Here is a 24,624-nt window from a genome sequence, read left to right as displayed (position 1 = left end):
TAAGCGTATCAATCTTCAAATTTTTTGGCTCCGAGCAAGCTCGTCAGCCAAATAAAAAACAGCTAGACCAATTATGATCTAACTGCTTATGTAAACTGCCATCAACTTAATTTGACGAACAGCCGATTTTTAACGTCAAATCGAAAATATAAAATATTAACGTTTTGAGAATTGTGATGCTTTACGAGCTTTCTTCAAACCTGGTTTCTTACGTTCCTTCATACGAGGGTCACGTGTTAAGAAGCCGGCTGACTTAAGTGTAGGTCTGAAATCAGGATCTACATCAAGAAGTGCTCTAGCAATACCATGTCTAATTGCTCCAGCTTGTCCTGAGAAGCCTCCACCATTAACGTTAGCAATAACGTCATAGCTTTCTGCTGTTTCAGTTACGTCTAGAGGTTGTTTCATATCAGCAATCAAATTGTCAAAAGGAATGTAATCTTTGACATCACGTTTGTTGATAGTAATCTTTCCGTTTCCAGGAACTAAGCGTACACGAGCAACTGAATCCTTGCGACGACCTGTTCCGGCGTATGATACTTGTGCCAAATTCTTTTCCTCCTTAAATTAGTTTGTTGATATCCAATTTTTCTGGATTTTGTGCTTGGTGCTTGTGATCAGAACCTGCATAAACATACAACTTCTTGATTTCTTGGCGACCAAGAGTGTTCTTAGGTAACATACCGCGAATAGAATCTTCAACGAATCTTTCAGGCTTTGTAGCTTGTTTTTCGCCAGCACTAATACTCTTCACCCCACCTGGGTGATCTGAATGAGAATAGTAAATCTTATTCTTTGCTTTTTTACCTGTTAATCTAACTTTATCTGCATTGATGACAATCACATTGTCACCTGTATCAACGTTAGGTGTGTAAGTTGGCTTGTTCTTACCTCTGAGAATAGAAGCAACAACAGATGAAAGTCTACCTAAGACAACATCTTCACCATCAATAACATACCATTTACGTTCAACTTCACTTGCTTTTGCTAATGGTGTTGTACGCACTTTAATTTCCTCCAGTTTCTACGTCTGTTTGACAACTCAATAAGTTTCCGGGGCTTATCGTGGGGCAAACAATACCAGTTACAATAATACTGTGATTTTGACTCCAAGTCAATAATTATCCACAGATTATTGATAAAAAACTTCTTTTAAATATAGCCCACTTGCTGGGGCAGTTCCTCTAGCCTCTTGACGATCTTTTACTTCAAATAATCTCAAGAAATCATGAACATCCCTGCGTCCATTGCCAATTTCTAACAACGTAGCCACTAAGATTCTTACCATATTATATAGGAAGCCATTGCCTGTAAATTCGAAAACTAATTCGTTATTATTCTCATTATACACGGCTGTTGCAGAATAGATAGTCCTAACTTTGTTTTCAATCACGCCACCGGATGCAGCGAAGCTAGAAAAATCATGTTCTCCAATTAAATCTTTTAAAGCCACTTGAATCTTATCCACAGACAAGTGGTGCGGATAATGACCTGTGTAAAACCTTTTAAAGGGGTCAGTATAATATCCACAATCGACTTTATACATATATGTTTTTTTCTTAACGCCATAGCGTGCATGAAAATTCTCATCAACAATTTCTGATTTTTTTACCAGCACATCTAATGGCATCAATGAATTGATTGCCTTTAACATGTTATCAGCCGGAATCTGTCCCGGATAATCGAAATGAATCACTTGCCCTAAAGCGTGAACTCCAGCATCAGTTCTTCCTGATCCAAAAACATTTACTTGTTGACCTTTAGTCATTTTAAAAAGTGCTTTTTCCAAAACGCCTTGAACGGTTCGTAATTTTTTTTGTCGTTGAAAGCCATGAAACTTAGTCCCATCATAAGCAATGGTCAGCTTGTATCTTGTCATAAATTAATAACTCCGTAAAAATAATAAAATAATTGTTAAACATATCATGAAAACAACCATGATATTGTCTCGTTTGGCCCAATTTAAAACGCGGTATTTGCTGCGTCCTTCGCCATCTCGATAACCACGCGATTCCATAGCGATTGCTAAATCATACGCAATAGAAAAACTGCTGACAAACAAGGGAATCAATATTGGCACGAATGATTTGATTCTTTTAATCAAACCACCCTCGCCAAAGTCAACGCCACGAGCACGTTGTGCATCCATAATTTTGGTTGTTTCATCAACTAGAAGCGGCACGAATCTTAGAGCAATCGACAACATTAAAGCTACTTGAGTTACAGGAAATTTAATTTTTTTCAAGGGTTTAAGAATGCTCTCGATTGAATCAGAAATCTCGATTGGTGTCGTAGTAAGCGTCAATAAAGTTGATATAAAGATAATCAAAACAAAACGGATGAAAATGTACCCTGCAATGACCATGCCTTCTTTAGAAAATGTTAAAATTCCCCATTGCCAAATTGGATTGTCGCTTGGCGTAAAGAATAGCTTCAAAATGACCGTAAAGAGAATCAACCAAAAAATCGGCCGTAGTCCTTTTAAAAAGAAGCCAAAATTTATCTTTGATAAATAAACTGCAAAGAGGACAAAAGCTAATAAAAATGCATATGATGCTACATTATTGGCTAAAAATACGATTCCAACGAAATAGAATGTTAATAAAAATTTTCCCCGCGGATCCAATCGATAAATCAACGAATCCCCTGGTAAATATCTCCCTAAAATTATTTTATCCATTTAACCACCATTTAACTGTTGTTTAATTTCAGTTCCTAATTCATCAATTGTAATTGGTAACTTATCAAAATGAAATCCTTTTTGCGATAATTCTCGCGCAAATTCGGCACTTCTAGGTAAAGACAATAAGTCATCTTTCAATAATTCTGACTTGTTGAAAACTTCTTGTGGAAGTCCACTTGCAATTAGTTTTCCACGGTGGATAACTGCCATCTCATCAGCAAAATTAGCCACGTCATCCATATTATGCGTAATTAGGATAATTGTCTTGCCTTGTTGTTGCAAGTCCTTAAACAGTCCCATAATCTCTTTACGGCCTACTGGATCCAATCCTGCAGTCGGTTCATCCAAAATAATCGTTTCAGGATTACTAGCTAGAACCCCAGCAATCGCGACACGTCTCATCTGACCGCCAGACAAATCAAATGGTGACTTGGACAAATATGATTCATCTAAGCCGACCAATTTAATCATTTCTTTAGCTGCCTGTTTAGCATGCTCTTCTGAGTCGCCAAAATTCATCGGCCCAAACATAATATCCTTTTCAACCGTTTCTTCAAACAATTGATTCTCAGGAAATTGAAAAACCATGCCGACTTGTTTACGCAAAGGTTTCAAGTTTTTATTATTAGTCTCTGATGTTATGACCCGATTTCCAACTGTGAGTTTTCCAGAAGTAGGCTTCAATAGTGCATTGATATGTTTGACCATTGTTGACTTCCCGCTGCCGGTCTGACCAACGATAGCTGTAAATGACTTATCATTGATTGTTAAAGAAACGTCATCTAAGCCTAAACTCGCGGTAGGACTATTAACATTATACGAATGTGTTACATGTTCGAATGTAATTTCCATAATTGTCGCTTTAACTCCTCTTCACTCAAGTATCCCTCAGGCAATTTTAAATCGTCTCTTAACGTTGATACTAATTGACTCGAAAAAGGCTCCTCAAGACCGTATTTTTCCAAATCAGAGCCTAGATTGTAGATATCAGCCGGTTTACCATCTTTCACGACTGCTCCGTTTTTTAAAACCACGATTCTTTGAGACAATTGTGTCTCTTCGATGTCATGAGTAATCGAAATAATCGTCAAATCTTGTTGTTGACGTAATTGTTGGATTAGGTTCAAAACAGTTTTACGCCCATCTGGGTCCAACATACTAGTCGATTCGTCCATAATAACGATTTGAGGTCTCGTTGCTAAGACTCCAGCAATAGCCACTCGCTGTTTTTGTCCACCCGATAGAGACTGAGGATCACGGTTTTTAAAATCAGACATTTTAACTAGCCGTAAAGCATTATCAACTTCTTCGACCATTCTATCTCTTGGCATACCTTGATTTTCTAATCCAAAGGCCACATCATCTTCCACTGTGGCACCAACAAATTGATGATCAGGATTTTGAAAAATGATACCAACTTTTTTTCGAGCTTCCCAAATGTTATCTTCATCTATAATTTGCCCATCAATTGCAATCGTACCAGAGTTAGCCTCAATTAAGCCATCGATAAGTTTAGTTAAAGTAGATTTACCGCTACCATTTTTACCAACGATCGAAACCCACTCATTTTTAAAGATGTCTAGAGTTACATCATTGATAGCGGGTTGTTTTGAATCGGGATAAATATAATTTAAGTTTTTGATCGAAATGATTTTTTCCAAAAGTTATCTCCTCAAAACTATATTATGTATATCATAACTAAAAAATAGAATTTTGGGTAAAAAAAAATCATTCGACAAATTAGTGTCCCCTGTTACAAGGATCTCAGAGATAGACTTGGTTAAGAATAACCATCATCTTAACACTCACTAATTTATCAGAATGACTGATTTTTTAAATATTAATAAAACATTGTTATTAAACTAATTCAATAACAACCATTGGTGCAGCGTCTCCACGACGTGGAGTTGTCTTCAAGATACGTGTGTATCCACCATTACGTTCTTTGTAACGTGGTGCGATATCACTGAATAACTTTTGAAGAGCTGATTGAACAATAACTGCATCATCATCTTCTGTAATGTTAGCAACTTCGTTTCTAACATAAGCAGCAGCTTGACGACGAGCATGCAAATCTCCGCGTTTACCTAAGGTTATCATTTTTTCTGTTGTACGACTGATCTCTTTAGCACGAGTTTCAGTTGTAACAATGTGTTCATTAATGATTAAATCAGTAGTTAAATCGCGCAACATTGCTTTTCTTTGTGAACTGTTACGTCCTAATTTGCGGTAGCCCATGTCTATACCTCCTGTTTGAATTTGATAGTATTAGTCTTCTTGCTTCAATGACAATCCAAGATCAGCAAGCTTTTCTTTAACCTCAACAAGTGATTTGCGTCCAAGATTACGAACACGCATCATATCTGCTTCGGATTTTTCAGTAAGCTCTTGCACAGTATTAATACCGGCACGCTTCAAACAATTATATGAACGAACTGACAAGTCAAGTTCTTCAATAGTCATTTCAAGTTTCTTCTCTTTTTGAGTTTCCTCTTTTTCAATCATCATGTCAGCACTCTTAGCTTCTTCAGTAAGGTTTACAAAACTTGTTAGGTGTTCTGTAAGAATCTTAGCTGACAAACTAATAGCTTCGCGTGGTCCAATTGAACCATTTGTCCAGATATCGATTGTTAATTTGTCGAAGTCGTTTCTCTTACCCACACGAGTGTTTTCAACTTGATAGTTAACTTTTTCTACAGGTGTAAAAATTGAGTCAACTGGAAGAACACCAATTGGTGTTTCGTCCGTCTTATTTTGTTCTGCAGGAGTATATCCACGACCATTTTTAATTGTCATTTGCATGTGGAAGTGTCCACCCTCAGCAACAGTACAAATAAATTGTTCTGGATCGAGGATTTCCAAGTCATCATCAGCCTTGATGTCTTTTGCTGTAACAGTAGCTGGACCAACAATGTCGACCTCTGCCTTTAAACTGTCTTCGGCGTAAGATTTAAGCTTCAATTTCTTAACGTTTAACACGATTTGTGTAACGTCTTCAATTACGCCATCAATAGCTGAAAATTCATGCAATACACCGTCTATTTGAATATCAGATACCGCAGTACCAGGTAGTGATGCTAGTAATACTCTACGCAATGAATTACCTAAAGTTGTACCATAACCTCTTTCAAGCGGTTCGATAATATATTTACCATAACTACTACTTTCTTCTACAGAAGTAATGGATGGCTTTTCAAATTCGATCATTCGGTTAGTTCCCCTTTCAAAACGAAATGTGTGTAGCTTAGTTCATATGGGTATACAACCATTCTATACACGACGACGCTTTGGAGGACGAGAACCATTGTGAGGAACTGGAGTAACATCACGAATAGCAGTGATTTCCAAACCAGTAGCTTGTAGTGAACGGATTGCAGCTTCACGTCCTGAACCTGGACCCTTAACAGCTACTTCAACTGATTTCATACCATGTTCCATTGATTCTTTAGCAGCTGCTTCTCCAGCCATTTGTGCAGCAAATGGTGTTGACTTACGACTACCCTTGAATCCTAGTGCACCGGCTGATGACCATGAAACGGCATTACCGTTAACATCAGTGATCATAACAAGTGTGTTATTGAATGTTGAGTGGATATGAGCCACACCAGATTCAATATGCTTCTTAGTACGGCGCTTACGACCTTTACTTTGTGCCATGATTAACCTCCTATCTTAATCTCTATTTCTTTTTACCAGCAATACTAGTCTTCTTACCTTTACGAGTTCTAGCATTGTTCTTTGTGTTTTGTCCACGAACTGGCAAACCACGGCGATGTCTCATGCCACGATATGAACCAATTTCTTGTAGTCTCTTGATGTTCATACTTACTTCACGACGTAAGTCACCTTCGACACGAACTTTATCAACTTCTGCACGAATTTTTTCTTCTTGATCAGGAGTTAAGTCTCTTGTACGAATGTCTTCTGATACGCCAGCATCTTTAAGTACTTTTTGAGCTGTTGTTTCGCCAACACCAAAAATGTATGTTAGGGCGATAACGATTCTCTTATCACGAGGTAAATCTACACCTGCTATACGAGCCATTATATGCACCTCCTATTAAATTATCCTTGTCTTTGTTTGTGCTTTGGATCTGCAGAGCAAATAACCATGACGCGACCGCGTCTCTTAATTACCTTACAGTGTTCGCACATAGGTTTAACGGATGGTCTTACTTTCATATTGAGGAACCTCCATTCCATTAAAAAACTTATTATCTATATCTATATGTAATTCTTCCCTTGGTTAAATCATAAGGGGATAATTCCACGGTAACCTTATCACCGGGTAAAATTCTGATATAGTGCATACGGATTTTACCTGACACATGAGCTAAGACTGTAGCTCCGTTTTCAAGTTTTACCTTAAACATTGCATTGGGCAATGTTTCTGAAATTGTGCCTTCTACTTCAATGACATCTTCTTTTGCCAAAGATATTAACCTCCATCGGGATGAAATTATTCTGCATATACTGGCGAATTATACAATAATTTTCCGTACATGTAAACATTCAAAGCAAAAAGTTTTACAAGCTTTGTAAAACTTTCTTAACTTCGTTATAAACTTCATCTATTTCTTGTTCACCATTGATTTTATGAAGCAAGTTCAACTTGTCATAAAAGTCAATTAATGGTGTATTCATTTCAATATTAACTTTCAATCTATTCTTTACAGTTTCTGGTTTGTCATCCTCACGTTGGTAGAAATCATGTCCGCCACAGACGTCACATGTTCCTTCAACCTTAGTAGGATTGTATATTTTATGATAAGTTGCTCCACATTTAGAACAAATATATCTTCCAGATAAGCGATCAACTAATGTTTCAGGCTTTGCATCAATATAGATGACAGCATCTATTGGTTTGTTTACATTCTTTGCAATTGTCTGTAAAGCGTTAGCCTGTTCAAGAGTTCTCGGAAATCCATCTAACATATATCCGTCTTTTTGAACATCGTCTTGAGCTAAACGTTCTTGAACGATATCCTCAGTAACATCATCCGGCACAAGTTCACCTTTATCGATGAACCCTTTAGCCTTTAGACCAACTTCTGTCTTGTTAGCCATGGCTGCTCTAAACATGTCACCTGTCGAAATATGAACAACTTTAAAATCTTCAACAATCTTTTCTGCTTGAGTACCTTTACCAGCACCAGGTAATCCCATTAATACAATATTCATTGTCACATCTCCAATTATCTAATAAATCCAACGTATTCACGCTTCATCAAAAGACCACGTAATTGACGATCCATTTCCAAAGCAACACCAACGATGATCAATAAACTCGTACCACCTAATCCGATGGATTGAGGTAAATTGAACAAGTTAGCTGCTAATAATGGAAGTAATGAAACCAAACCTAGGAACGCAGCTCCGACGGTTGATAATCTCATTAACACACCTGACATGAATTTAATTGTTTCATTACCAGGCCAAACACCAGGGATATAAGCCCCTTGCTTCTGTAGGTTTTCTGCAAGCTTTTCAGGATTTACTTGAACAAATGCATAGAAGAATGTAAATAATACAATCAACAATGTATAAATAATTGAACCTGTCGTAGTCTGCATACTGAATATTTCTGTTAATACTTGATACCATTGATCTCCACTGTGATTTGCTTGGAATGCCATCAAAATTGTTTGAGGCGTAACAATAAATGAACTAGCGAAGATAACAGGAATAACACCAGCAACGTTAACCTTCAATGGTAGAAAACTCTCACTACCACTACCAGCAGCACGTCTTGTATATTGAATTGGAATTCTTCTACTTGCTTGTTGAACATAAGTAACGAATTGAACAACAATCAAGATGATGATTACAAGACCAACTAAGAATCCAATATTTTTAGCAAGATCTGCTGAACTAGAATTTGTAATATAATCACGGTAAATTTGTTCAACTCCATTAGGGAATCTAGCAACAATACCAGCGAAGATAATTACTGAAACTCCATTACCTAAACCTTTATCAGTAATCTGCTCACCAATCCAAGTAAGAAGCATCGTACCACCAGTTAAGATGATACCGATAGTAATGAAAGCTTTCGCGTTAGGAGATTTAACTAATCCTAACCCACTTAATTGGTTAAAACCGGCAGTAATACCGATAGACTGAACAAAACCTAAAACAATCGTCAAATATCTCGTTACTTGATTTAACTTTCTACGACCAACTTCACCTTGTTTACTCCACTCAACAAATTTAGGAACAATGTCCATTTGCAAAAGTTGAATAACGATTTGGGCCGTAATGAATGGTGAAACACCCATTGAGAAAATAGAGTAGTTCGAAAGACCACCACCGGTAACAGTATCCAATAAAGGAACTAATCCTGTTGAACCGACTTTATCCATAGCGGCGGCATTAACACCGGGCACTGTGATTTGTGATCCCAAACGATATATAACAAGTAACATCAAGGTAAATAGAATCTTTTTACGGATTTCTTTTACCTTTAGAGCATCTCTGATAGTTCCAAGCATTAGATCACCTCTACAGTGCCACCAGCGGCTTCGATTGCTTTAGTAGCTGCGGCTGAACTCTTAGCAACTTTAACAGTTAACTTAGCGCTAACCTCACCGTTAGCAAGCAACTTTACACCATTATTTTCTTTTTTAACAATACCTGCTGCCTTCAATGTTTCAAGATTTACTTCAGCACCATCATTAAATTTACTTAAATCACTTAGGTTAACAATAGCATATTCCTTACGGTTGATGTTATTGAATCCACGTTTTGGCATACGACGGAACAAAGGCATTTGTCCACCTTCAAAACCAATACGTGTCTTACCACCTGATCTAGCCAATTGACCTTTTTGACCACGACCAGCAGTTTTACCTGTACCACTTGAAGTACCACGACCAAGACGCTTTCTTGCATGTCTTGAGCCTGCACTTGGCTTAAGTTCGTTTAGTTCCATTATTGCACCTCCTAATCTTTTAAAAATTTATTAATCTTTAACTTCTTCAACGCTAACTAAATGAGCGATTTTTAAAACAGCACCACGAATAGCTGGATCATCCGGCTTAACAACTGAGCTTGATACTCTTCCAAGACCAAGTTCTTTAACGACTTTACGTTGAGCAGGAAGGCGGTGTGCTGCACTTCTAGTTAGGGTAATTCTAAGTTTAGCCATTATTACCACACCTTTCTTCTAGTTAAGCAATTCTTGGGCTGAGATTCCGCGCATTTCAGAAACGCTTTCGGCAGTCTTGAGTTGTTTTAGTCCATCGATTGTTGCACGAATTACGTTGATTGGTGTATTTCTACCAAGTGACTTACTTGTAACATCACCAACACCAGATAATTCGATAACGGCACGAACAGCACCACCAGCAGCAATACCAGAACCTTCTTCAGCGGGCTTCAACATGATTCTACCAGCACCAAATGTACCGATAACTTCATGAGGAATTGTTGAACCAACCATAGGAACACTAATTAGGTTCTTTTTAGCATCTTCAACAGCTTTACGAATAGCTTCTGGAACTTCTTGAGCTTTACCAGTACCGAAACCTACGTGACCATTCTTGTCACCAACGATAACGATAGCAGCAAAACGTAGACGGCGTCCACCTTTAACAACCTTAGTAACACGGTTGATTGAGACAACGCGATCTTCTAATTCTAATTGAGATGGATCGATATATGTCATAAATTTGGTTTCCTCCTTCTAGAATTTTAGCCCATTTTCACGAGCTGCTTCAGCAAGACTTTGTACACGACCATGGTATAAGTAACCGCCACGATCAAAGACAACCTCGCTAATTTTTGCTTCTTGTGCTCTTTGTGCAACTAATGCACCAACAGCTTCAGCTTGTTCAACTTTTGAACCGTCTTTAACTTCTTTATCAAGAGTTGAGGCACTTGCTAGCGTTACACCCTTTACGTCATCAATTACTTGAGCGTAAATGTTTTTATTCGAACGGAATACGTTTAAGCGTGGGCGCTCAGCAGTACCAGAGATTTTACCACGTACACGTCTTTGACGTTTTTGACGTGCTTTGTTTTTGTCTGGTTTTGTTATCACAATTTTCACCTCATGGATTTATTTACTACTTACCAGTTTTACCTTCTTTACGACGTACATATTCGCCAACATAACGAATACCTTTACCTTTATAAGGTTCTGGAGAACGTACATCGCGGATTTCAGCAGCAAATTGTCCTACTCCTTGCTTACTGATACCTGAAACGTTGATTTCTGTGTTAGAAGGTGATTCAATCTTGATACCTTCTGGGGCATCCATAACAACTGGATGTGAATAACCAACTGTAAGAGTTAGTGTATTACCTTTAACTTGTGCACGGTAACCAACACCTCTTAGTTCAAGCTTCTTTTCATAGCCCTCTGTAACACCCAGAATCATGTTGTTTAAATTGGCACGCATTGTTCCGTGAAGTGCTTTATCGTTGTCATCTTCACGTGTGAACTTAGCTTCATTGCCTTCAAGCGTAAACTTGATTCTTGGATCAAAATGTCTTGTTAATTCACCCTTAGGTCCTTTAACAGTAATGTCTTCATCTTTTTGAGTAACTGTAACGCCTTCTGGGACGTTAATTACTTTATAACCGATACGACTCAAATTCGTGCACCTCCTTACTTATTAAGAATTTTACCAAATATAAGCGATTACTTCTCCACCTACGTGTTGAGCGCGGGCTTCTTTGTCAGTAATAACACCCTTTGAAGTTGAAAGAATAGCGATACCTAATCCGTTAAGAACCTTAGGAACGTTATCTGAATCAACATAACTACGTAAACCTGGTCTTGAAATACGTTTCAAGCCTGAGATTACACGTTGTTGATCGTTTCCATATTTTAAGAAAATACGAAGTACGTTTTGTTTGTTATCTTCGATAACTTCGTAATCCTTGATAAATCCTTCATTCTTAAGAATCTCTGTCATGCTCTTCTTGATGTTTGAAGCAGGAATTTCTAGAGATTCATGTTTAACCATGTTTGCATTACGAATACGTGTTAAGTAATCTGCAATAGGATCTGTCATGACCATTTGATTTGCCTCCTTTTTTTATTAAAAATCTTACCAGCTAGCTTTTTTCATACCAGGGATTTGACCTTCATGAGCCAATTGACGAAGGCAAAGTCGGCAAAGCTTAAACTTACGATATACTGAGTGTGGACGTCCACAGCGTTCACAACGTGTATAAGCTTGTGAAGAGAATTTTGCGGGTCTGTGATTACGTACAATTTGTGATTTCTTAGCCAATGAATTTACCTCCTATTTATTTTGCGAATGGCATACCGATTTGTGTCAACAATTCACGTGATTCTTCATCTGTGTTAGCTGTTGTAACAATAACGATGTCCAATCCACGAATCTTGTTAACCTTATCGTAGTCAATTTCTGGGAAAACCAATTGTTCCTTAACACCAAGTGTATAGTTACCACGTCCATCAAATGAGCGAGTAGATACACCACGGAAGTCACGAACACGTGGTAAAGCAATGTTGATTAGTTTGTCAAGGAAGTCGTACATACGGTCACCACGAAGAGTAACTTTAGCACCGATTGACATACCTTCACGAAGTCTGAAAGTAGCAATTGACTTCTTAGCTTTTGTGATCAAAGGTTTTTGACCAGCAATTTGGCCTAATTCTTCAACAGCTTCGTCAAGATTTTTTGAGTTAGCAATTGCATCACCAACACCCATGTTTAAGACGATCTTGTCGATCTTAGGTGCTTCCATGATTGATGAATAGTTGAACTTCTTCATCATTGATGGTGTGATTTCACCAACGAACTTTTCTTTTAATGCGTTAGCCATTTAGTTTTCTCCTTTCTTATTTATCTTCTTTATCAGTTGTCTTACTTACAACTTTAACGTTAGTTGCGCTAATAGGTCTTTCAACGTCAACAATTCCACCTTGGGGTTGATCGTTAGTTGGCTTAGAGTGTTTCTTTACAACGTTAACGCCTTCGACGATAACTTTGTTAGCAGCAGGCATAGCTTTTTTAACTACGCCAGTCTTGCCTTTAGCATCACCAGCAATAACTTTGACATTGTCTCCAGTTTTTACAAACACTATTCAGCACCTCCTGAATTTAATTGATCTTTTTATAGCACTTCTGGTGCTAGAGATACGATCTTCATAAAATCGTTATCACGTAGTTCACGAGCAACGGGTCCGAAGATACGAGTTCCTCTAGGTGTTTTATCAGCATTAATAATAACTGCGGCATTTTCGTCAAATCTGATGTAAGAACCATCTGTACGGTGAGCACCGGATACAGTTCTTACGATAACTGCTTTAACTACATCACCCTTTTTAACAACGCCACCTGGTGTTGCTTGTTTGACAGTAGCAACAATAATATCACCAATATTAGCTGTTTTACGGTTTGAACCACCAAGAACTTTAATTGTTAGAATTTCACGAGCTCCAGAATTATCTGCAACTTTTAGACGACTTTCTTGTTGAATCACGTTTTGGCCCTCCTCTCATCAGTTATAGTCTAGATTGTGACTGCTTTTTCGACGATTTCTAATAAACGGAAGCGCTTTGTCTTTGACAAAGGTCGAGTTTCCATGATACGTACAATATCGTTAACTTTTGCTTCGTTGTTATCGTCTTGAACGTAATACTTTTTAGAATATCTTACACGTTTTCCATAAACTGGATGTTGTTTTGTTGTTTCAACAACGACAACGATTGTTTTGTCCATCTTTTCTGAAACTACACGTCCTTGATATACCTTACGGCTGTTACGAGTCTTTTGTGTTTCGCTCAACTTGATGTCCCCTTCCTGTTTATTATTTTTCGTTATTCTTTTGGTTTTGAGCTGTTCTTAATCTTGCGATATTTTTTCTAACAGCCTTTAAACGAGCTGTGTTTTCCAATTGACCAGTGGCTTGTTGGAAACGCAAGTTGAATAGTTCTTCTTTATATTCTTTTACTTTATCTTGTAATTGAGCAGCAGTTAGCTCTTTGATTTCACTAGCCTTCATCAGCGCCACCTACTTCCTCACGTTTTACAAACTTAGTTCTGACAGGTAGTTTGTTTGATGCAAGTCTTAAAGCTTCACGAGCAACTTCTTCAGAAACTCCACCGATTTCGAAGAGAATCTTTTCACGTTTAACGGGAGCTACCCAACCTGCAGGAGCACCTTTACCATTACCCATACGAACACCTACACCTTTTGCAGTGTATGATTTATGAGGGAAGATTTTAATCCAAACCTTACCACCACGCTTCATGTAACGAGTCATAGCAACACGAGATGCTTCAATTTGTCTATTTGTGATCCAGCTTGAATCAAGAGCCTTCAAACCATATTCACCAAATGTAACAGTTTTTCCACCTTTAGCTTCTCCGCGCATCTTTCCACGGAATTCACGACGGTGTTTTACACGTTTTGGTACTAGCATAGATTATTCTCCTTTCCCTTCATTTTTTGAATCATTGTTATCATGTTGTGGCTTTGCTGGAAGAATTTCACCACGGTAAATCCAAGTCTTAACACCTAAATTACCATAAGTTGTCTTAGCTTCAACCCAAGCATAATCGATATCAGCACGCAATGTGTGCAAAGGAACAGTTCCTTCTGTATGCCATTCTGTACGAGCCATATCGGCACCGTTCAAACGACCAGAAATTTGTACCTTGATACCCTTAGCACCGGCACGTCTTGAACGTTGAACTGCTTGACGTTGTGCACGTCTGAAAGCAATACGAGCTTCAAGTTGACGAGCGATACTTTCACCAACAAGTTTTGCATCCAAATCAGGTTTCTTGATTTCAATGATGTTGATGTGAATATTTCTGTTAGTTAATTTGTTTAGTTCATTACGTAATTTTTCAACTTCAGAACCACCCTTACCGATAACCATACCTGGTTTAGCAGTATGAATAGAAATTGTTACGTTCTTTGCAGTACGTTCGATTTCAATTCTAGAAACAGAAGCATTTGAAAGTTTGTCTTCAATATACTTACGAATTCTAAGGTCTTCATGTAAAAATGTTGAAAAGTCTTTATTGTTTGCATACCATTTGGCATCCCAGTCACGGATAACACCGACACGGAATCCGACTGGATTAATCTTTTGACCCACTCAAGTTACCTCCAATACTATTCTTTTTCACTTACAACGACTGTAATGTGACTAGTTCTCTTGTTAATTGGTGATGCTGAACCTTTAGCTCTAGGACGGAAACGTTTTAGAGTTGGTCCTTCATCAACGAATGCTTCGCTGACGATCAAGTTTTGTGCATCTAAATCAAAGTTATGTTCTGCATTTGCAATTGCTGACTTAAGAGCTTTAGCAATAATTGGAGAGCCTGCTCTTGGTGTGAATTGCAAAATTGCAAGTGCTTCAGCAGCATTCTTGCCTCTGATCAAGTCAATAACAAGGCGAGCCTTACGAGGTGCGATACGCACGTTAGTAACTCTAGCTGTTGCAGATGTAATTTCTTGTTCTGCCATCATTTAAGTCTCCCTTCTTATTTCTTAACTACTGTTGTCTTTTTGTCATCAGTTCCATGACCATGGAATGTACGTGTAGGTACGAATTCACCTAATTTGTGTCCAACCATGTCTTCTTGGATATAAACGGGAACATTCTTACGACCATCATGAACTGCGATTGTATATCCTACAAAACTAGGAAAAATTGTTGAACGTCTTGACCATGTTTTGATAACTGTTTTCTTCTCAGAATCAGCTTGTGCATCGATCTTCTTTAGAAGGTGTGCATCAGCAAATGGTCCTTTTTTTAAACTACGACTCATCTTATGTCCTCCTTATATTATTCTAATGAATAGTTTACTTACCTTTTCTGTGACGAACGATAAGCTTTTCAGATTTGGCACGTGATGAACGAGTCTTCTTACCCAAGGTCTTCTTACCCCATGGTGACAATGGTGATGGATGACCGATAGGAGCTTTACCTTCACCACCACCATGTGGGTGATCGTTAGGGTTCATAACTGAACCACGAACTGTAGGTCTCATACCTAACCAGCGCTTACGTCCAGCTTTACCAATCTTAATAAGTTCATGTTGTTCATTACCAATTGAACCAACTGTTGCACGGCAAGTTGATAGGATCATACGAACTTCACCAGAAGGCAAACGTAGCAATGAGTACTTGCCATCTCTACCAAGTAATTGAATTGAAGTACCAGCTGAACGGCCAAGTTGACCACCCTTGCCAGGTTTTAATTCAACATTGTGAAGAGTTGTACCAACAGGAATGTCAGCAAGTGCAAGTGCATTACCTGGTTTGATATCTGCATCTTTACCAGATTGAATAACTTGTCCAACTTCTAGACCCTTTGGAGCTAAGATGTATGATTTAACACCATCTGAATAATGAATTAGTGCAATATTAGCTGTACGGTTAGGATCATATTCGATTGACTTAACTGTAGCTTTAACACCGTCTTTATTACGTTTGAAATCAATAACACGGTATTTTTGTTTGTTACCACCGCCACGGTGACGGACTGTAATATGACCGTATGAGTTACGACCAGCAGTATGGCTTTGTGATTCTAAAAGTGTCTTTTCAGGAGTTGTCTTAGTAATCTCAGAAAAGTCAGAACCTGTCATATTACGACGACCGTTTGTGGTTGGTTTATACTTAATAATCGCCATTATTTGACCTCCTTATTTATTCTTCATCAAAAATCTTAATTTCATCTGAATCTGCTATAAGAGTAACGATTGCCTTACGACGTTTTGCTGTAAAACCAACGTATTGGCCTTGGCGCTTCTTCTTACCAGAAACATTCATGATATTTACTTGTTTAACTTTAACACCGAAAACTTCTTCAACAGCTTGTCTAACAAGAACCTTGTTAGCATCTAAGGCAACATCGAAAGTATATTTCTTGTCGCTCATAGCATCCATTGAGCTTTCAGTAACAACAGGGCGAATAATTACGTCTCTTGCGTTCATTATCCAAGCACCTCCTCAATTTTAGAAAGTGCTGCTTGTGTAACAACTAATTTGTTTGCGTTAATAACGTCAAGAACGTTTACGCCTTCAGGGGCAACAACTTGAACTTTATCAATGTTTCTTGCTGATAAAGCAACATTATCATTGCCGTCTTCTACAACTACAAGCACCTTATTGTCTGCACCTACTTTGTTTAGCAATTGTGCAAAATTCTTTGTACTTGGCTTGTCGTATGAAATTGAGTCAATAACGATTAGGTTACTGTCAGCAGCCTTTTGTGAAAGTACAGACTTCAATGCCAAACGGCTAACCTTCTTAGGAAGGCGATATGAATATGATCTTGGTGTTGGGCCGAATACGACACCACCACCTACCCATTGAGGTGATCTAATTGAACCTTGACGAGCACGTCCAGTACCTTTTTGACGCCATGGTTTTCTACCACCACCACGTACTTCGGAACGGTTCTTAACATCATGAGTACCTTGTCTCATTGATGCACGTTGCATGATTACTGCATCTGTAACAACGTTATCGTTTGGTTCAATACCAAAGACTTCGTCTTTTACGTCAACAGCACCGTTCTTAGCACCGTTATCTTTGTAAGCTGTGATTTTTGTCATAACTCAGTTCCTCCTTCCTACTTTTGATTAGCTTTAACAGCTGTTTGGATTTTTACTAATGATTTATTAGCACCGGGTACATTCCCCTTGATCATGATTGCATTACGTTCAGCATCAACTTTAACGATTTCTAGGTTTTGTGTAGTAACACGGTTGTTACCCATAACACCTGGAAGCATCTTACCTTTGAAGACACGGTTAATGATGGCACCCATTGAACCAGCAACACGGTGATATCTAGAACCGTGAGTTTCTGGACCACGAGCTTGACCAAAACGCTTGATGTTACCTTGCATTCCATGTCCCTTAGTTGTACCTGTAACGTCGACAATATCACCAGAATTAAATGTATCTACTGTAACATCTGCACCTAATTCATAGTCTCCCATTTCAACATCGCGGAATTCGCGAATGTAATGTTTAGGAGTTGTATTTGCCTTTTCTGCATGACCTTTGGCTGGTTTGTTAGATAAAACTTCGCGTCTATCTTCAAAACCTAGTTGAACGGCCTCATAACCATCATTTTCAACAGTTTTAAGTTGCATAACAACGTTTGGTGTTGCTTCAACAACTGTAACGGGAACAAGTTCTCCGTTGTCAGTGAAAATTTGAGTCATTCCGACTTTTTTACCAAGAATTCCTTTTCTGGCCATGTTTGCACCTCCAATAATTTATTTTTAATAATTATAATTTAATTTCAATGTCAACACCTGATGGTAGATCCAACTTCATAAGTGAATCAACCGTCTTCTTTGTTGGGTTAACAACGTCGATAAGTCTTTTATGTGTACGCATTTCGAATTGTTCTCTAGAATCCTTGTGCTTGTGTGGTGAAGCTAGCACTGTATATAGTGAACGTTCTGTTGGCAATGGAATTGGACCTGAAATTTGTGCTCCAGTTCTCTTTGCTGTTTCCACAATTTTGTCAGCTGATTGATCTAGAATACGATGTTCATAAGCCTTCAAACGAATGCGAATTTTTTGACTTGCCATGGGGTTACCTCCTTTTTGTCTCTTTCAAGATGACCGGCTCCGTGAAAATATCCGCCAGCCCTGCCGTGGCAAAGCGGCCGGGTGTGTCGCAACCTCTCACTTCTAAGCCGTCGATATTATTTCAATACCAATTTGGTACATACTTCTATACGAAATAAGCACTCTTATAATATTACACGATGGTTCCCACTTTTTCAAGGTAAAATCAAGTTTTTTTAAATGAAAGTCGCTTTCTAAAAAAATTGATTTACACTATAATTTAAGAAAAATGGAGGTGTAATTTGAATAATCTCGAATTTAGATATAATAACAGGTTTCCACCAAATAATAAAGTGAAAACTTATCTTAATTTATTTAAACTTCAAATAGTTTTTAATGCTGTCGTCATTTTTGCCTACAGTGCTTTGACACAGAACTTGTTTCTCTTTGGTCCACTTATTTTAAATGTGTTGGGATTATACTTAAAACCTTCGCCGAAAAAAATTACCGATCGAATGAATTTTATCTTTCAGCTATTTTTTCAACTATTTATTATTGCTGAATCGTATCACTATTTAATTACTATGACGATGAGACTTTACAACTGGAACTTGCCTAGTTCAATCGGGTTGCTTTTAGTTTCACTCTTACTGATTTATTTACCTTATACAATTGTCTTTTTTGGAAATAGTCAAAATAAGTTTTTACAATTGATAATCGTTCTCTTCCTATTTGAAATGGTTGCGATGGGAGGTTTGAGTTTAGTAACTTATGGAACTATCCTCTACTTCAATCCTCATGTATCTGTTTTAATCAACTCTGGCTTTATGGGAGCTATTACTTTTTTAGTTTTATTGCTTTTTCTAATGCACTACTGGAATTACGATTTACCTAAAATGCGACTTTCAAAAAATACTAATAAATGGATTTTATTAATCATCATCATTATCAGTCTTTGGTTTATCTTCTGGAATGCTTTTGCTGGTGGAAACAATTTATTCGTTTCCTTTTTTAAATTTAACTTTTCGGGTATTTCGTTTAAACTGCAAAGTATTCTTAGCGGACTTGAAGCTGGGATTGCTGAAGAATTGCTTTTTAGATATGCTTTCTTAACTATCTTATTAGTTGTCTTTAGAAATTCTCGTTTCCAAATATTTTATGGTGCCATTATCAGTAGCCTTTGTTTCGGAGCATTGCATTTAGGTAATGTTGCTGCTGGTCAAAGTTTAGCAAACACTATCAATCAAGTGGTCTTTGCTTTTGGTATGGGGTTACTCATGTGCGGAATCTATCTCTATACTGATCTTTTCTATTTGCCGGTACTTTTTCATACTTTATTAGATACTTTGGTATTTAGTGTCTCTGGTGAATTGATGTCCGGAAAAGTCACCATGGTTGACAATATCATGACTTTAATTGAAACATTGATTTTTGTGGTTTTAGCCTTAGCTTTATTAATATCTGTTTATAATAGAAGAAATTCGTATTCTTTTTATTAATTTAACTGAAGACACAAAAAAACGTAATAACGAAATTTCGTTATTACGTTTTTTATTTTCAGAACTATTCGGCAGGTGTACCACCATTTTTCTTGATGATATCTGCTTGAATTGACTTAGGAACCTTTTCGTAGTGATCCATTGTCATAGTAAATGTACCACGACCTTGTGTTGCTGAACGAAGTGTTGTAGCGTAACCAAACATTTCTGCAAGTGGAACAAAGGCATTGATAAGTTGTGCATTACCACGTGCTTCCATTCCTTCAACACGTCCACGACGAGCAGTAACTTGTCCCATAACATCACCTAAGTAGTCTTCTGGTGTAACAATCTCAACCTTCATAATAGGTTCAAGAATTACGGCACCAGCACTCTTAGAAGCGTTACGTAGTGACATTGAAGCGGCAATCTTGAAGGCAGCTTCAGATGAATCGACTTCGTGGTATGAACCATCATACAACTTAGCCTTAACATCGATTAATGGATATCCGGCAAGAACACCGTTTTCCATAGCTTCTTTCAATCCTTGTTCTACTGAAGGGATGTATTCACGAGGAACAACACCACCAACGATAGCATCTTCGAATTCGAAGCCTTTACCTTCTTCATTAGGTGTGAATTCAATCCAAACATCACCATATTGACCTTTACCACCAGATTGACGAACGAACTTACCTTGAGCACTTGTTTGTTGTGTAAATGTTTCACGGTAAGCAACTTGAGGTTCACCAACCTTACATGCAACGTTAAATTCACGTTTCATACGGTCAACCATGATATCCAAGTGCAATTCACCCATTCCGGCGATAAGAGTTTCACCAGTTTCAGGATTTGTTTCAGCTTGGAATGTAGGATCTTCTTCAGAAAGTTTTTGAATAGCGATATCCATCTTATCTCTATCTTCCTTTGAATTAGGTTCGATAGATACTTGGATAACTGGATCTGGAATATCCAATGATTCAAGAATAAGTGGATCTGATGTATCAGTTAGAGAATCACCTGTTGTAGTGTTCTTCAAACCGATAACAGCAGCGATATCACCAGAGAAGACTTCTGGGATTTCCTTACGGTGGTTAGAGTGCATTTGTAGCAAACGACCAACACGTTCACGCTTGTCTTTAGTTGAGTTCAAGACGTATGAACCTGATTCCAATGATCCTCTATATACACGGATGTATGTTAGACGACCAACGAATGGGTCAGTAGCAATCTTGAATGCTAAACCAGCGAATGGTTTGCTATCATCAGCCATAAGTTCAACTTCTGAGTTATCCTTAGGATCTGTAGCTTTATAAGGACGAACATCAAGAGGTGATGGCAAGTAGTCAACAACGGCATCCATTAACATTTGAACACCCTTATTCTTGAAGGCAGAACCTGCAAGAACTGGGAAGTATTTCAAATTGATTGTAGCTTTACGAATTGCAGAACGTAGTTCATCATTACTGATTTCTTCACCTTCAAGGTACTTGTTCATGATATCATCATCAACATCAGCAACTGATTCAACTAATTCAGCACGTTTCTTTTCAGCTTCTTCACGGTAGTCATCGGGAACATCAACTGTATCCCATTTTGTACCTAACTCATCTTCATCATAAAGATCAGCTTTCATTTCGATTAAATCGATAACACCCTCAAACTTATCCTCGGCACCAATAGGCATTTGGATAGCATGAGCGTTAGCATCTAGTCTTTCATGTAGTGTTTCAACTGAGTAGTCAAAGTTAGCACCGATTTTATCCATCTTGTTAACAAAGACGATACGTGGAACACCATATGTTGAGGCTTGACGCCAAACATTTTCAGTTTGTGGTTCAACACCTGATTGAGCATCAAGAACTGTGATGGCACCATCTAACACACGGAGTGAACGTTCAACTTCGATTGTAAAGTCAACGTGTCCGGGAGTATCAATGATATTGATACGGTTACCTTTCCATTCAGCAGTTGTAGCAGCTGATGTGATAGTAATACCACGTTCTTGTTCTTGAGCCATCCAGTCCATTTGTGAAGCACCATCGTGTGTTTCACCAATTTTGTGGATTTTACCAGTATAGTACAAGATACGTTCAGTAGTTGTAGTTTTACCGGCATCAATGTGGGCCATGATACCAATATTTCTGGTTTCTTCTAGTGGAAATTCACGTTTATTAGCCATGAAAAATTGTTTCTCCTCTCAAATTAACTAGTTAAGTAACTAGATCCTACCAGCGATAGTGAGCGAATGCACGGTTAGCATCGGCCATCTTGTGTGTATCTTCACGTTTCTTAACAGCAGCACCAGTATTGTTAGCTGCATCCATAATTTCGTTTGCTAGACGTTGGTCCATAGTATGTTCACCACGTAGACGAGCATAGCTAACGATCCAACGAAGTCCTAAAGTAGTACGACGGTCAGGACGAACTTCGATAGGAATTTGATAGTTAGAACCACCGATACGGCGAGCCTTAACTTCAAGAACAGGCATAACATTGTTCATTGCTTCTTCAAACACGTCCAATGGTTCGTTGCCTGTCTTATCCTTAATAATATCGAATGAACGATATAAGATTGATGAAGCAGTACCTCTTTTACCATCATACATCAAGTGGTTAATCAAACGAGTTACTAGCTTTGAGTTGTACATTGGATCTGGCAAAACATCACGTTTTGGAGCTCTACCTTTACGCATATTAAATTCCTCCGTTATTACATTATTTCTTTAATAATTGATTATTAATTCTTAGGTTTCTTAGCACCATATTTTGAACGACTTTGCATACGTCCATCAACACCGGCTGTATCTAAGGCACCACGAACAACGTGATAACGAACACCAGGTAGATCCTTTACACGACCACCACGAACAAGGACAACACTGTGCTCTTGTAGGTTGTGACCAATACCAGGGATATATGCTGTTACTTCAATAAGGTTTGATAATCTAACACGGGCATACTTACGTAGGGCTGAGTTAGGTTTCTTAGGTGTCATTGTTCCGACACGAGTTGCAACGCCACGTTTTTGTGGTGCTGGGTTCTTTGTGGCAACTTTCTTCATACTATTGTAGCCGTAGTTCAATGCAGGTGCATCAGACTTTGAAGTTTGTGACTTACGGCCTTTGCGAACTAATTGATTAATTGTAGGCATTCAAAGTTCCTCCTAATAATTTAAGTACACACACCCAGGTGGTTCATAATTTTGTAAAATAATAAACCACGTTAGTGGCGTACGTTATGAGCTTTATATTTAATAAACAAACTAATATTGCTGCCAATAAAAGCACGTCTATTAGAATACCATCTTAAAAAAGTCATGTCAATGCAACATTTTTAAAAAGTTATCCACAAAACCTCGTAATCTTACTTGAGGTGAATAAAATGAAGTACTTTTTATATTTAATCTTTTTCATATTCGGAGCTTGCATTATCTCCTTTCTAAAAGTGATTGCACATGATTACCCACAGATAAGTCTTACTAGGCGTTCACATTGCGACTACTGCGGTAGGATTTTACGATGGTTTGAAATCATCCCTATAGTAGGTTATTTCATAGTCAATGGTAAATGCTATTCTTGCAAAAATCAAATCATTTTTTGGAATCCAATTCTGGAATTAATCGGTGGTCTTTTCTTTGCTTTAACTGGCTATTTACAAGGACAAAACTACTTGGCTTTTTTCACTATGTTGATTCTTTTAAGTTTTTCTGACTATTATTTCGGTTACATCTACCCTATCTTTTATTTGCTCTGCATCCCCACTCTCATACTTAACATGCAAAATCTCAATATACTGACCGCTGTCATCATCTACTTGAGCCTATTGCTATTAAGCCGTCACGGTTTAATCGGCCTGGGTGATGTGGAACTGATAGCTTTAATCAGTTTAGTTTTTAATTTAAGTATATTGTTGTGGACCTTGATTCTAGCTTGCTTGTTATGTCTGATTGTCTTTGGAATCAACAAAAAAAAGATCGTTTCGATTTATTCCCTATTTAACAATCGCTTTAGGAATAATCTATCCAATCTTTTCTATTATTTCTACTATTATAGTTTAGGCAATATCTTTTGTAATTTGAGCCAATTGACACACAGCTCCCACCATTTGGCATCATAAACATTAAGATTTGCTTCATTATTAGGGTTTTGTGTCACATAAGTTGCTAATGATAATCCATGATCACCTGAACCAAAGAGGTGTAATTCATAAGGTATGCCCAAGAAATCCATCTTTTGTGCATAAATAATCGAATTCATAACGGGTACTGTGCCATCGGTAACTGTCTGCCACATAAAAGTTGGCTTACCATCCTTAGTCAGGTGTTCTTGTGCTTGCCAGTAATAGATGTCAGAACTAACTTTCATAGTCCATTCTTCTTCTCTAGGCCATCCTAAAGTCATATCGATGACTGAATAACCTAAGATATTAGCCGCTGGTTGAACTTCTAATTCTTCTGGAAAGATTTTTTTTCGTTCATCTGGATTCAACATAATTGAATTGAAATCTGCTACAACATGACCCCCAGCGGAAAAACCAACTAACAAAATTTTACTCAAATCGATTTGGTGACTCTTACTTTGAGCTTTTAACCAATTCAAAGTTGTTGCAAGTTCCTGTAAGGCTAAAGGATAAACCGTATGTTCATCATCAATTAATTGATAACGCAACACTAGAGCATGGATTCCTTCGGCATTGAACTTCATGGCAATTGGCTGAGATTCACGATCCGTATGAAATTTGAAAGCTCCACCTGGGCAAATGATTGCTAGTGGATGATCAAGCGGTTCATCAAAATCAGAAATAGGATCTAACCAATATGTATCTAAAGTAAATTTAGTATCTTCATATGATAGCTCTTGTTTTTGCAAATTATTATCCTCCAATAATATCAATCGTTTTCATTATACAAGAGTATACAAAAAAAGCCGA

Annotated in this window: 41 protein-coding genes; 2 read left to right on the top strand and 39 right to left on the bottom strand. The window is 37.8% G+C overall.

Annotated features, from left to right (window positions below):
- Window positions 1–156: 156 nt before the first annotated feature.
- From rpsI to rpsJ, 35 genes are all read right to left on the bottom strand, one after another.
- The gene (gene rpsI / locus FHL05_RS02545) at window positions 157–549 is read right to left on the bottom strand and encodes a 30S ribosomal protein S9 (protein WP_025084437.1); all 393 of its coding nucleotides are present in this window, start codon (window positions 547–549) and stop codon (window positions 157–159) included.
- Window positions 550–562: 13 nt separating this feature from the next.
- Entirely contained in the window at window positions 563–1,006 is a 444-nt protein-coding gene (gene rplM, locus FHL05_RS02540) for a 50S ribosomal protein L13 (protein ID WP_162000175.1), read from the bottom strand.
- A 126-nt stretch (window positions 1,007–1,132) separates the two neighbouring features.
- Window positions 1,133–1,879 carry a tRNA pseudouridine(38-40) synthase TruA gene (gene truA / locus FHL05_RS02535; protein ID WP_153386540.1) on the bottom strand — a complete coding sequence of 249 codons (747 nt, stop codon included), beginning with the start codon at window positions 1,877–1,879 and terminating at the stop codon, window positions 1,133–1,135.
- Window positions 1,880–1,882: 3 nt separating this feature from the next.
- A complete protein-coding gene (locus FHL05_RS02530) occupies window positions 1,883–2,680 on the bottom strand; it encodes an energy-coupling factor transporter transmembrane component T family protein (protein WP_153521947.1) in 798 nt (265 codons plus the stop codon).
- Window positions 2,681–3,535 carry an energy-coupling factor ABC transporter ATP-binding protein gene (locus tag FHL05_RS02525; protein WP_153386538.1) on the bottom strand — a complete coding sequence of 285 codons (855 nt, stop codon included), beginning with the start codon at window positions 3,533–3,535 and terminating at the stop codon, window positions 2,681–2,683.
- Window positions 3,511–4,344, bottom strand: coding sequence for an energy-coupling factor transporter ATPase (locus FHL05_RS02520; RefSeq protein ID WP_153386537.1), 834 nt, complete (start codon window positions 4,342–4,344; stop codon window positions 3,511–3,513). Before FHL05_RS02520 ends, FHL05_RS02525 begins: the two co-directional genes overlap by 25 nt.
- Window positions 4,345–4,540: 196 nt before the next feature.
- The gene (gene rplQ / locus FHL05_RS02515) at window positions 4,541–4,921 is read right to left on the bottom strand and encodes a 50S ribosomal protein L17 (protein WP_010018551.1); all 381 of its coding nucleotides are present in this window, start codon (window positions 4,919–4,921) and stop codon (window positions 4,541–4,543) included.
- Window positions 4,922–4,951: 30 nt separating this feature from the next.
- Window positions 4,952–5,890 carry a DNA-directed RNA polymerase subunit alpha gene (locus FHL05_RS02510; RefSeq protein WP_153386536.1) on the bottom strand — a complete coding sequence of 313 codons (939 nt, stop codon included), beginning with the start codon at window positions 5,888–5,890 and terminating at the stop codon, window positions 4,952–4,954.
- 63 nt (window positions 5,891–5,953) lie between these two features.
- Window positions 5,954–6,340, bottom strand: a complete 387-nt coding sequence (gene rpsK, locus FHL05_RS02505; protein WP_153386535.1) for a 30S ribosomal protein S11 — start codon at window positions 6,338–6,340, stop codon at window positions 5,954–5,956.
- A gap of 22 nt (window positions 6,341–6,362) precedes the next feature.
- Window positions 6,363–6,728, bottom strand: coding sequence for a 30S ribosomal protein S13 (rpsM, locus tag FHL05_RS02500; RefSeq protein WP_057881447.1), 366 nt, complete (start codon window positions 6,726–6,728; stop codon window positions 6,363–6,365).
- Window positions 6,729–6,748: 20 nt separating this feature from the next.
- A complete protein-coding gene (rpmJ, locus tag FHL05_RS02495) occupies window positions 6,749–6,865 on the bottom strand; it encodes a 50S ribosomal protein L36 (protein ID WP_010018546.1) in 117 nt (38 codons plus the stop codon).
- Window positions 6,866–6,897: 32 nt separating this feature from the next.
- On the bottom strand, window positions 6,898–7,116 hold the full coding sequence (gene infA, locus FHL05_RS02490) for a translation initiation factor IF-1 (protein ID WP_010018544.1): 219 nt from the start codon (window positions 7,114–7,116) through the stop codon (window positions 6,898–6,900).
- A gap of 94 nt (window positions 7,117–7,210) precedes the next feature.
- The gene (locus FHL05_RS02485) at window positions 7,211–7,864 is read right to left on the bottom strand and encodes an adenylate kinase (RefSeq protein WP_153386534.1); all 654 of its coding nucleotides are present in this window, start codon (window positions 7,862–7,864) and stop codon (window positions 7,211–7,213) included.
- 14 nt (window positions 7,865–7,878) lie between these two features.
- A complete protein-coding gene (secY, locus tag FHL05_RS02480; protein WP_153386531.1) occupies window positions 7,879–9,174 on the bottom strand; it encodes a preprotein translocase subunit SecY in 1,296 nt (431 codons plus the stop codon).
- Window positions 9,174–9,614: a 50S ribosomal protein L15 gene (gene rplO, locus FHL05_RS02475; RefSeq protein ID WP_153386525.1), complete on the bottom strand. Its 441-nt coding sequence runs from the start codon at window positions 9,612–9,614 to the stop codon at window positions 9,174–9,176. The genes secY and rplO overlap by 1 nt, the downstream gene beginning before the upstream one ends.
- Before the next feature lie 30 nt (window positions 9,615–9,644).
- Window positions 9,645–9,830, bottom strand: coding sequence for a 50S ribosomal protein L30 (gene rpmD, locus FHL05_RS02470; RefSeq protein WP_102196861.1), 186 nt, complete (start codon window positions 9,828–9,830; stop codon window positions 9,645–9,647).
- Window positions 9,831–9,848: 18 nt separating this feature from the next.
- On the bottom strand, window positions 9,849–10,349 hold the full coding sequence (gene rpsE / locus FHL05_RS02465) for a 30S ribosomal protein S5 (RefSeq protein ID WP_153386523.1): 501 nt from the start codon (window positions 10,347–10,349) through the stop codon (window positions 9,849–9,851).
- 18 nt (window positions 10,350–10,367) lie between these two features.
- Window positions 10,368–10,733 carry a 50S ribosomal protein L18 gene (rplR, locus tag FHL05_RS02460; protein ID WP_337692554.1) on the bottom strand — a complete coding sequence of 122 codons (366 nt, stop codon included), beginning with the start codon at window positions 10,731–10,733 and terminating at the stop codon, window positions 10,368–10,370.
- A 16-nt stretch (window positions 10,734–10,749) separates the two neighbouring features.
- A complete protein-coding gene (gene rplF, locus FHL05_RS02455) occupies window positions 10,750–11,280 on the bottom strand; it encodes a 50S ribosomal protein L6 (RefSeq protein WP_153386520.1) in 531 nt (176 codons plus the stop codon).
- Window positions 11,281–11,310: 30 nt separating this feature from the next.
- Window positions 11,311–11,709, bottom strand: coding sequence for a 30S ribosomal protein S8 (gene rpsH / locus FHL05_RS02450; protein WP_153521945.1), 399 nt, complete (start codon window positions 11,707–11,709; stop codon window positions 11,311–11,313).
- A gap of 30 nt (window positions 11,710–11,739) precedes the next feature.
- Window positions 11,740–11,925 (bottom strand): type Z 30S ribosomal protein S14, encoded by a 186-nt coding sequence (locus FHL05_RS02445; protein WP_010018530.1) that lies wholly within the window; start codon window positions 11,923–11,925, stop codon window positions 11,740–11,742.
- A 16-nt stretch (window positions 11,926–11,941) separates the two neighbouring features.
- Complete coding sequence (gene rplE / locus FHL05_RS02440; RefSeq protein WP_153386516.1) at window positions 11,942–12,484, bottom strand: 50S ribosomal protein L5; 543 nt, start codon at window positions 12,482–12,484, stop codon at window positions 11,942–11,944.
- Between the two features lie 16 nt (window positions 12,485–12,500).
- Window positions 12,501–12,743 carry a 50S ribosomal protein L24 gene (gene rplX, locus FHL05_RS02435; protein ID WP_162000173.1) on the bottom strand — a complete coding sequence of 81 codons (243 nt, stop codon included), beginning with the start codon at window positions 12,741–12,743 and terminating at the stop codon, window positions 12,501–12,503.
- Window positions 12,744–12,775: 32 nt separating this feature from the next.
- The gene (gene rplN / locus FHL05_RS02430; RefSeq protein WP_025084417.1) at window positions 12,776–13,144 is read right to left on the bottom strand and encodes a 50S ribosomal protein L14; all 369 of its coding nucleotides are present in this window, start codon (window positions 13,142–13,144) and stop codon (window positions 12,776–12,778) included.
- A gap of 29 nt (window positions 13,145–13,173) precedes the next feature.
- A complete protein-coding gene (gene rpsQ, locus FHL05_RS02425; RefSeq protein WP_153386514.1) occupies window positions 13,174–13,449 on the bottom strand; it encodes a 30S ribosomal protein S17 in 276 nt (91 codons plus the stop codon).
- Window positions 13,450–13,471: 22 nt separating this feature from the next.
- Window positions 13,472–13,666 carry a 50S ribosomal protein L29 gene (gene rpmC, locus FHL05_RS02420; RefSeq protein WP_010018524.1) on the bottom strand — a complete coding sequence of 65 codons (195 nt, stop codon included), beginning with the start codon at window positions 13,664–13,666 and terminating at the stop codon, window positions 13,472–13,474.
- Window positions 13,656–14,087, bottom strand: coding sequence for a 50S ribosomal protein L16 (rplP, locus tag FHL05_RS02415; protein ID WP_153386513.1), 432 nt, complete (start codon window positions 14,085–14,087; stop codon window positions 13,656–13,658). The genes rpmC and rplP overlap by 11 nt, the downstream gene beginning before the upstream one ends.
- A 3-nt stretch (window positions 14,088–14,090) precedes the next feature.
- Window positions 14,091–14,771 carry a 30S ribosomal protein S3 gene (gene rpsC, locus FHL05_RS02410; protein ID WP_162000172.1) on the bottom strand — a complete coding sequence of 227 codons (681 nt, stop codon included), beginning with the start codon at window positions 14,769–14,771 and terminating at the stop codon, window positions 14,091–14,093.
- Window positions 14,772–14,788: 17 nt separating this feature from the next.
- Window positions 14,789–15,142, bottom strand: coding sequence for a 50S ribosomal protein L22 (rplV, locus tag FHL05_RS02405; RefSeq protein WP_153386512.1), 354 nt, complete (start codon window positions 15,140–15,142; stop codon window positions 14,789–14,791).
- A 17-nt stretch (window positions 15,143–15,159) separates the two neighbouring features.
- Complete coding sequence (rpsS, locus tag FHL05_RS02400) at window positions 15,160–15,447, bottom strand: 30S ribosomal protein S19 (protein WP_153386511.1); 288 nt, start codon at window positions 15,445–15,447, stop codon at window positions 15,160–15,162.
- A gap of 34 nt (window positions 15,448–15,481) precedes the next feature.
- Complete coding sequence (rplB, locus tag FHL05_RS02395; protein WP_153386509.1) at window positions 15,482–16,315, bottom strand: 50S ribosomal protein L2; 834 nt, start codon at window positions 16,313–16,315, stop codon at window positions 15,482–15,484.
- A 16-nt stretch (window positions 16,316–16,331) separates the two neighbouring features.
- Window positions 16,332–16,619, bottom strand: coding sequence for a 50S ribosomal protein L23 (rplW, locus tag FHL05_RS02390; protein WP_153386508.1), 288 nt, complete (start codon window positions 16,617–16,619; stop codon window positions 16,332–16,334).
- Window positions 16,619–17,242 carry a 50S ribosomal protein L4 gene (gene rplD / locus FHL05_RS02385; protein ID WP_153386506.1) on the bottom strand — a complete coding sequence of 208 codons (624 nt, stop codon included), beginning with the start codon at window positions 17,240–17,242 and terminating at the stop codon, window positions 16,619–16,621. The genes rplW and rplD overlap by 1 nt, the downstream gene beginning before the upstream one ends.
- A gap of 17 nt (window positions 17,243–17,259) precedes the next feature.
- A complete protein-coding gene (gene rplC / locus FHL05_RS02380; RefSeq protein WP_153386504.1) occupies window positions 17,260–17,895 on the bottom strand; it encodes a 50S ribosomal protein L3 in 636 nt (211 codons plus the stop codon).
- A 31-nt stretch (window positions 17,896–17,926) separates the two neighbouring features.
- Window positions 17,927–18,235: a 30S ribosomal protein S10 gene (rpsJ, locus tag FHL05_RS02375; RefSeq protein WP_010018513.1), complete on the bottom strand. Its 309-nt coding sequence runs from the start codon at window positions 18,233–18,235 to the stop codon at window positions 17,927–17,929.
- Between the two features lie 281 nt (window positions 18,236–18,516).
- On the opposite strand from rpsJ, the gene FHL05_RS02370 reads away from it, so the two are divergent.
- Window positions 18,517–19,713 (top strand): CPBP family intramembrane glutamic endopeptidase, encoded by a 1,197-nt coding sequence (locus FHL05_RS02370; protein ID WP_153386502.1) that lies wholly within the window; start codon window positions 18,517–18,519, stop codon window positions 19,711–19,713.
- 64 nt (window positions 19,714–19,777) lie between these two features.
- On the opposite strand, the gene fusA is transcribed toward FHL05_RS02370, so the two are convergent.
- From fusA to rpsL, 3 genes are read right to left on the bottom strand one after another with little or no spacing between them, the layout of a single operon-like run.
- Window positions 19,778–21,874, bottom strand: a complete 2,097-nt coding sequence (fusA, locus tag FHL05_RS02365) for an elongation factor G (RefSeq protein WP_153386500.1) — start codon at window positions 21,872–21,874, stop codon at window positions 19,778–19,780.
- 46 nt (window positions 21,875–21,920) lie between these two features.
- A complete protein-coding gene (gene rpsG / locus FHL05_RS02360) occupies window positions 21,921–22,388 on the bottom strand; it encodes a 30S ribosomal protein S7 (protein ID WP_153386498.1) in 468 nt (155 codons plus the stop codon).
- Window positions 22,389–22,432: 44 nt separating this feature from the next.
- Complete coding sequence (gene rpsL / locus FHL05_RS02355) at window positions 22,433–22,846, bottom strand: 30S ribosomal protein S12 (protein WP_153386496.1); 414 nt, start codon at window positions 22,844–22,846, stop codon at window positions 22,433–22,435.
- Window positions 22,847–23,076: 230 nt separating this feature from the next.
- Between rpsL and FHL05_RS12790 the strand changes: the two genes are divergently transcribed.
- Window positions 23,077–23,811 carry a prepilin peptidase gene (locus FHL05_RS12790; protein ID WP_153521943.1) on the top strand — a complete coding sequence of 245 codons (735 nt, stop codon included), beginning with the start codon at window positions 23,077–23,079 and terminating at the stop codon, window positions 23,809–23,811.
- Here the strand turns inward: FHL05_RS12790 and FHL05_RS02345 are convergent.
- A complete protein-coding gene (locus tag FHL05_RS02345) occupies window positions 23,742–24,563 on the bottom strand; it encodes an alpha/beta hydrolase (RefSeq protein ID WP_153386492.1) in 822 nt (273 codons plus the stop codon). The genes FHL05_RS12790 and FHL05_RS02345 overlap by 70 nt on opposite strands.
- Between the last annotated feature and the right edge of the window lie 61 nt (window positions 24,564–24,624).

Origin of the sequence: Companilactobacillus halodurans (genome assembly GCF_009600995.1) — a bacterium.
Lineage (GTDB): Bacteria > Bacillota > Bacilli > Lactobacillales > Lactobacillaceae > Companilactobacillus > Companilactobacillus halodurans.
Note: the sequence above shows the minus strand (reverse complement) of the source record. Positions and strands in the feature narration are given on the sequence as shown.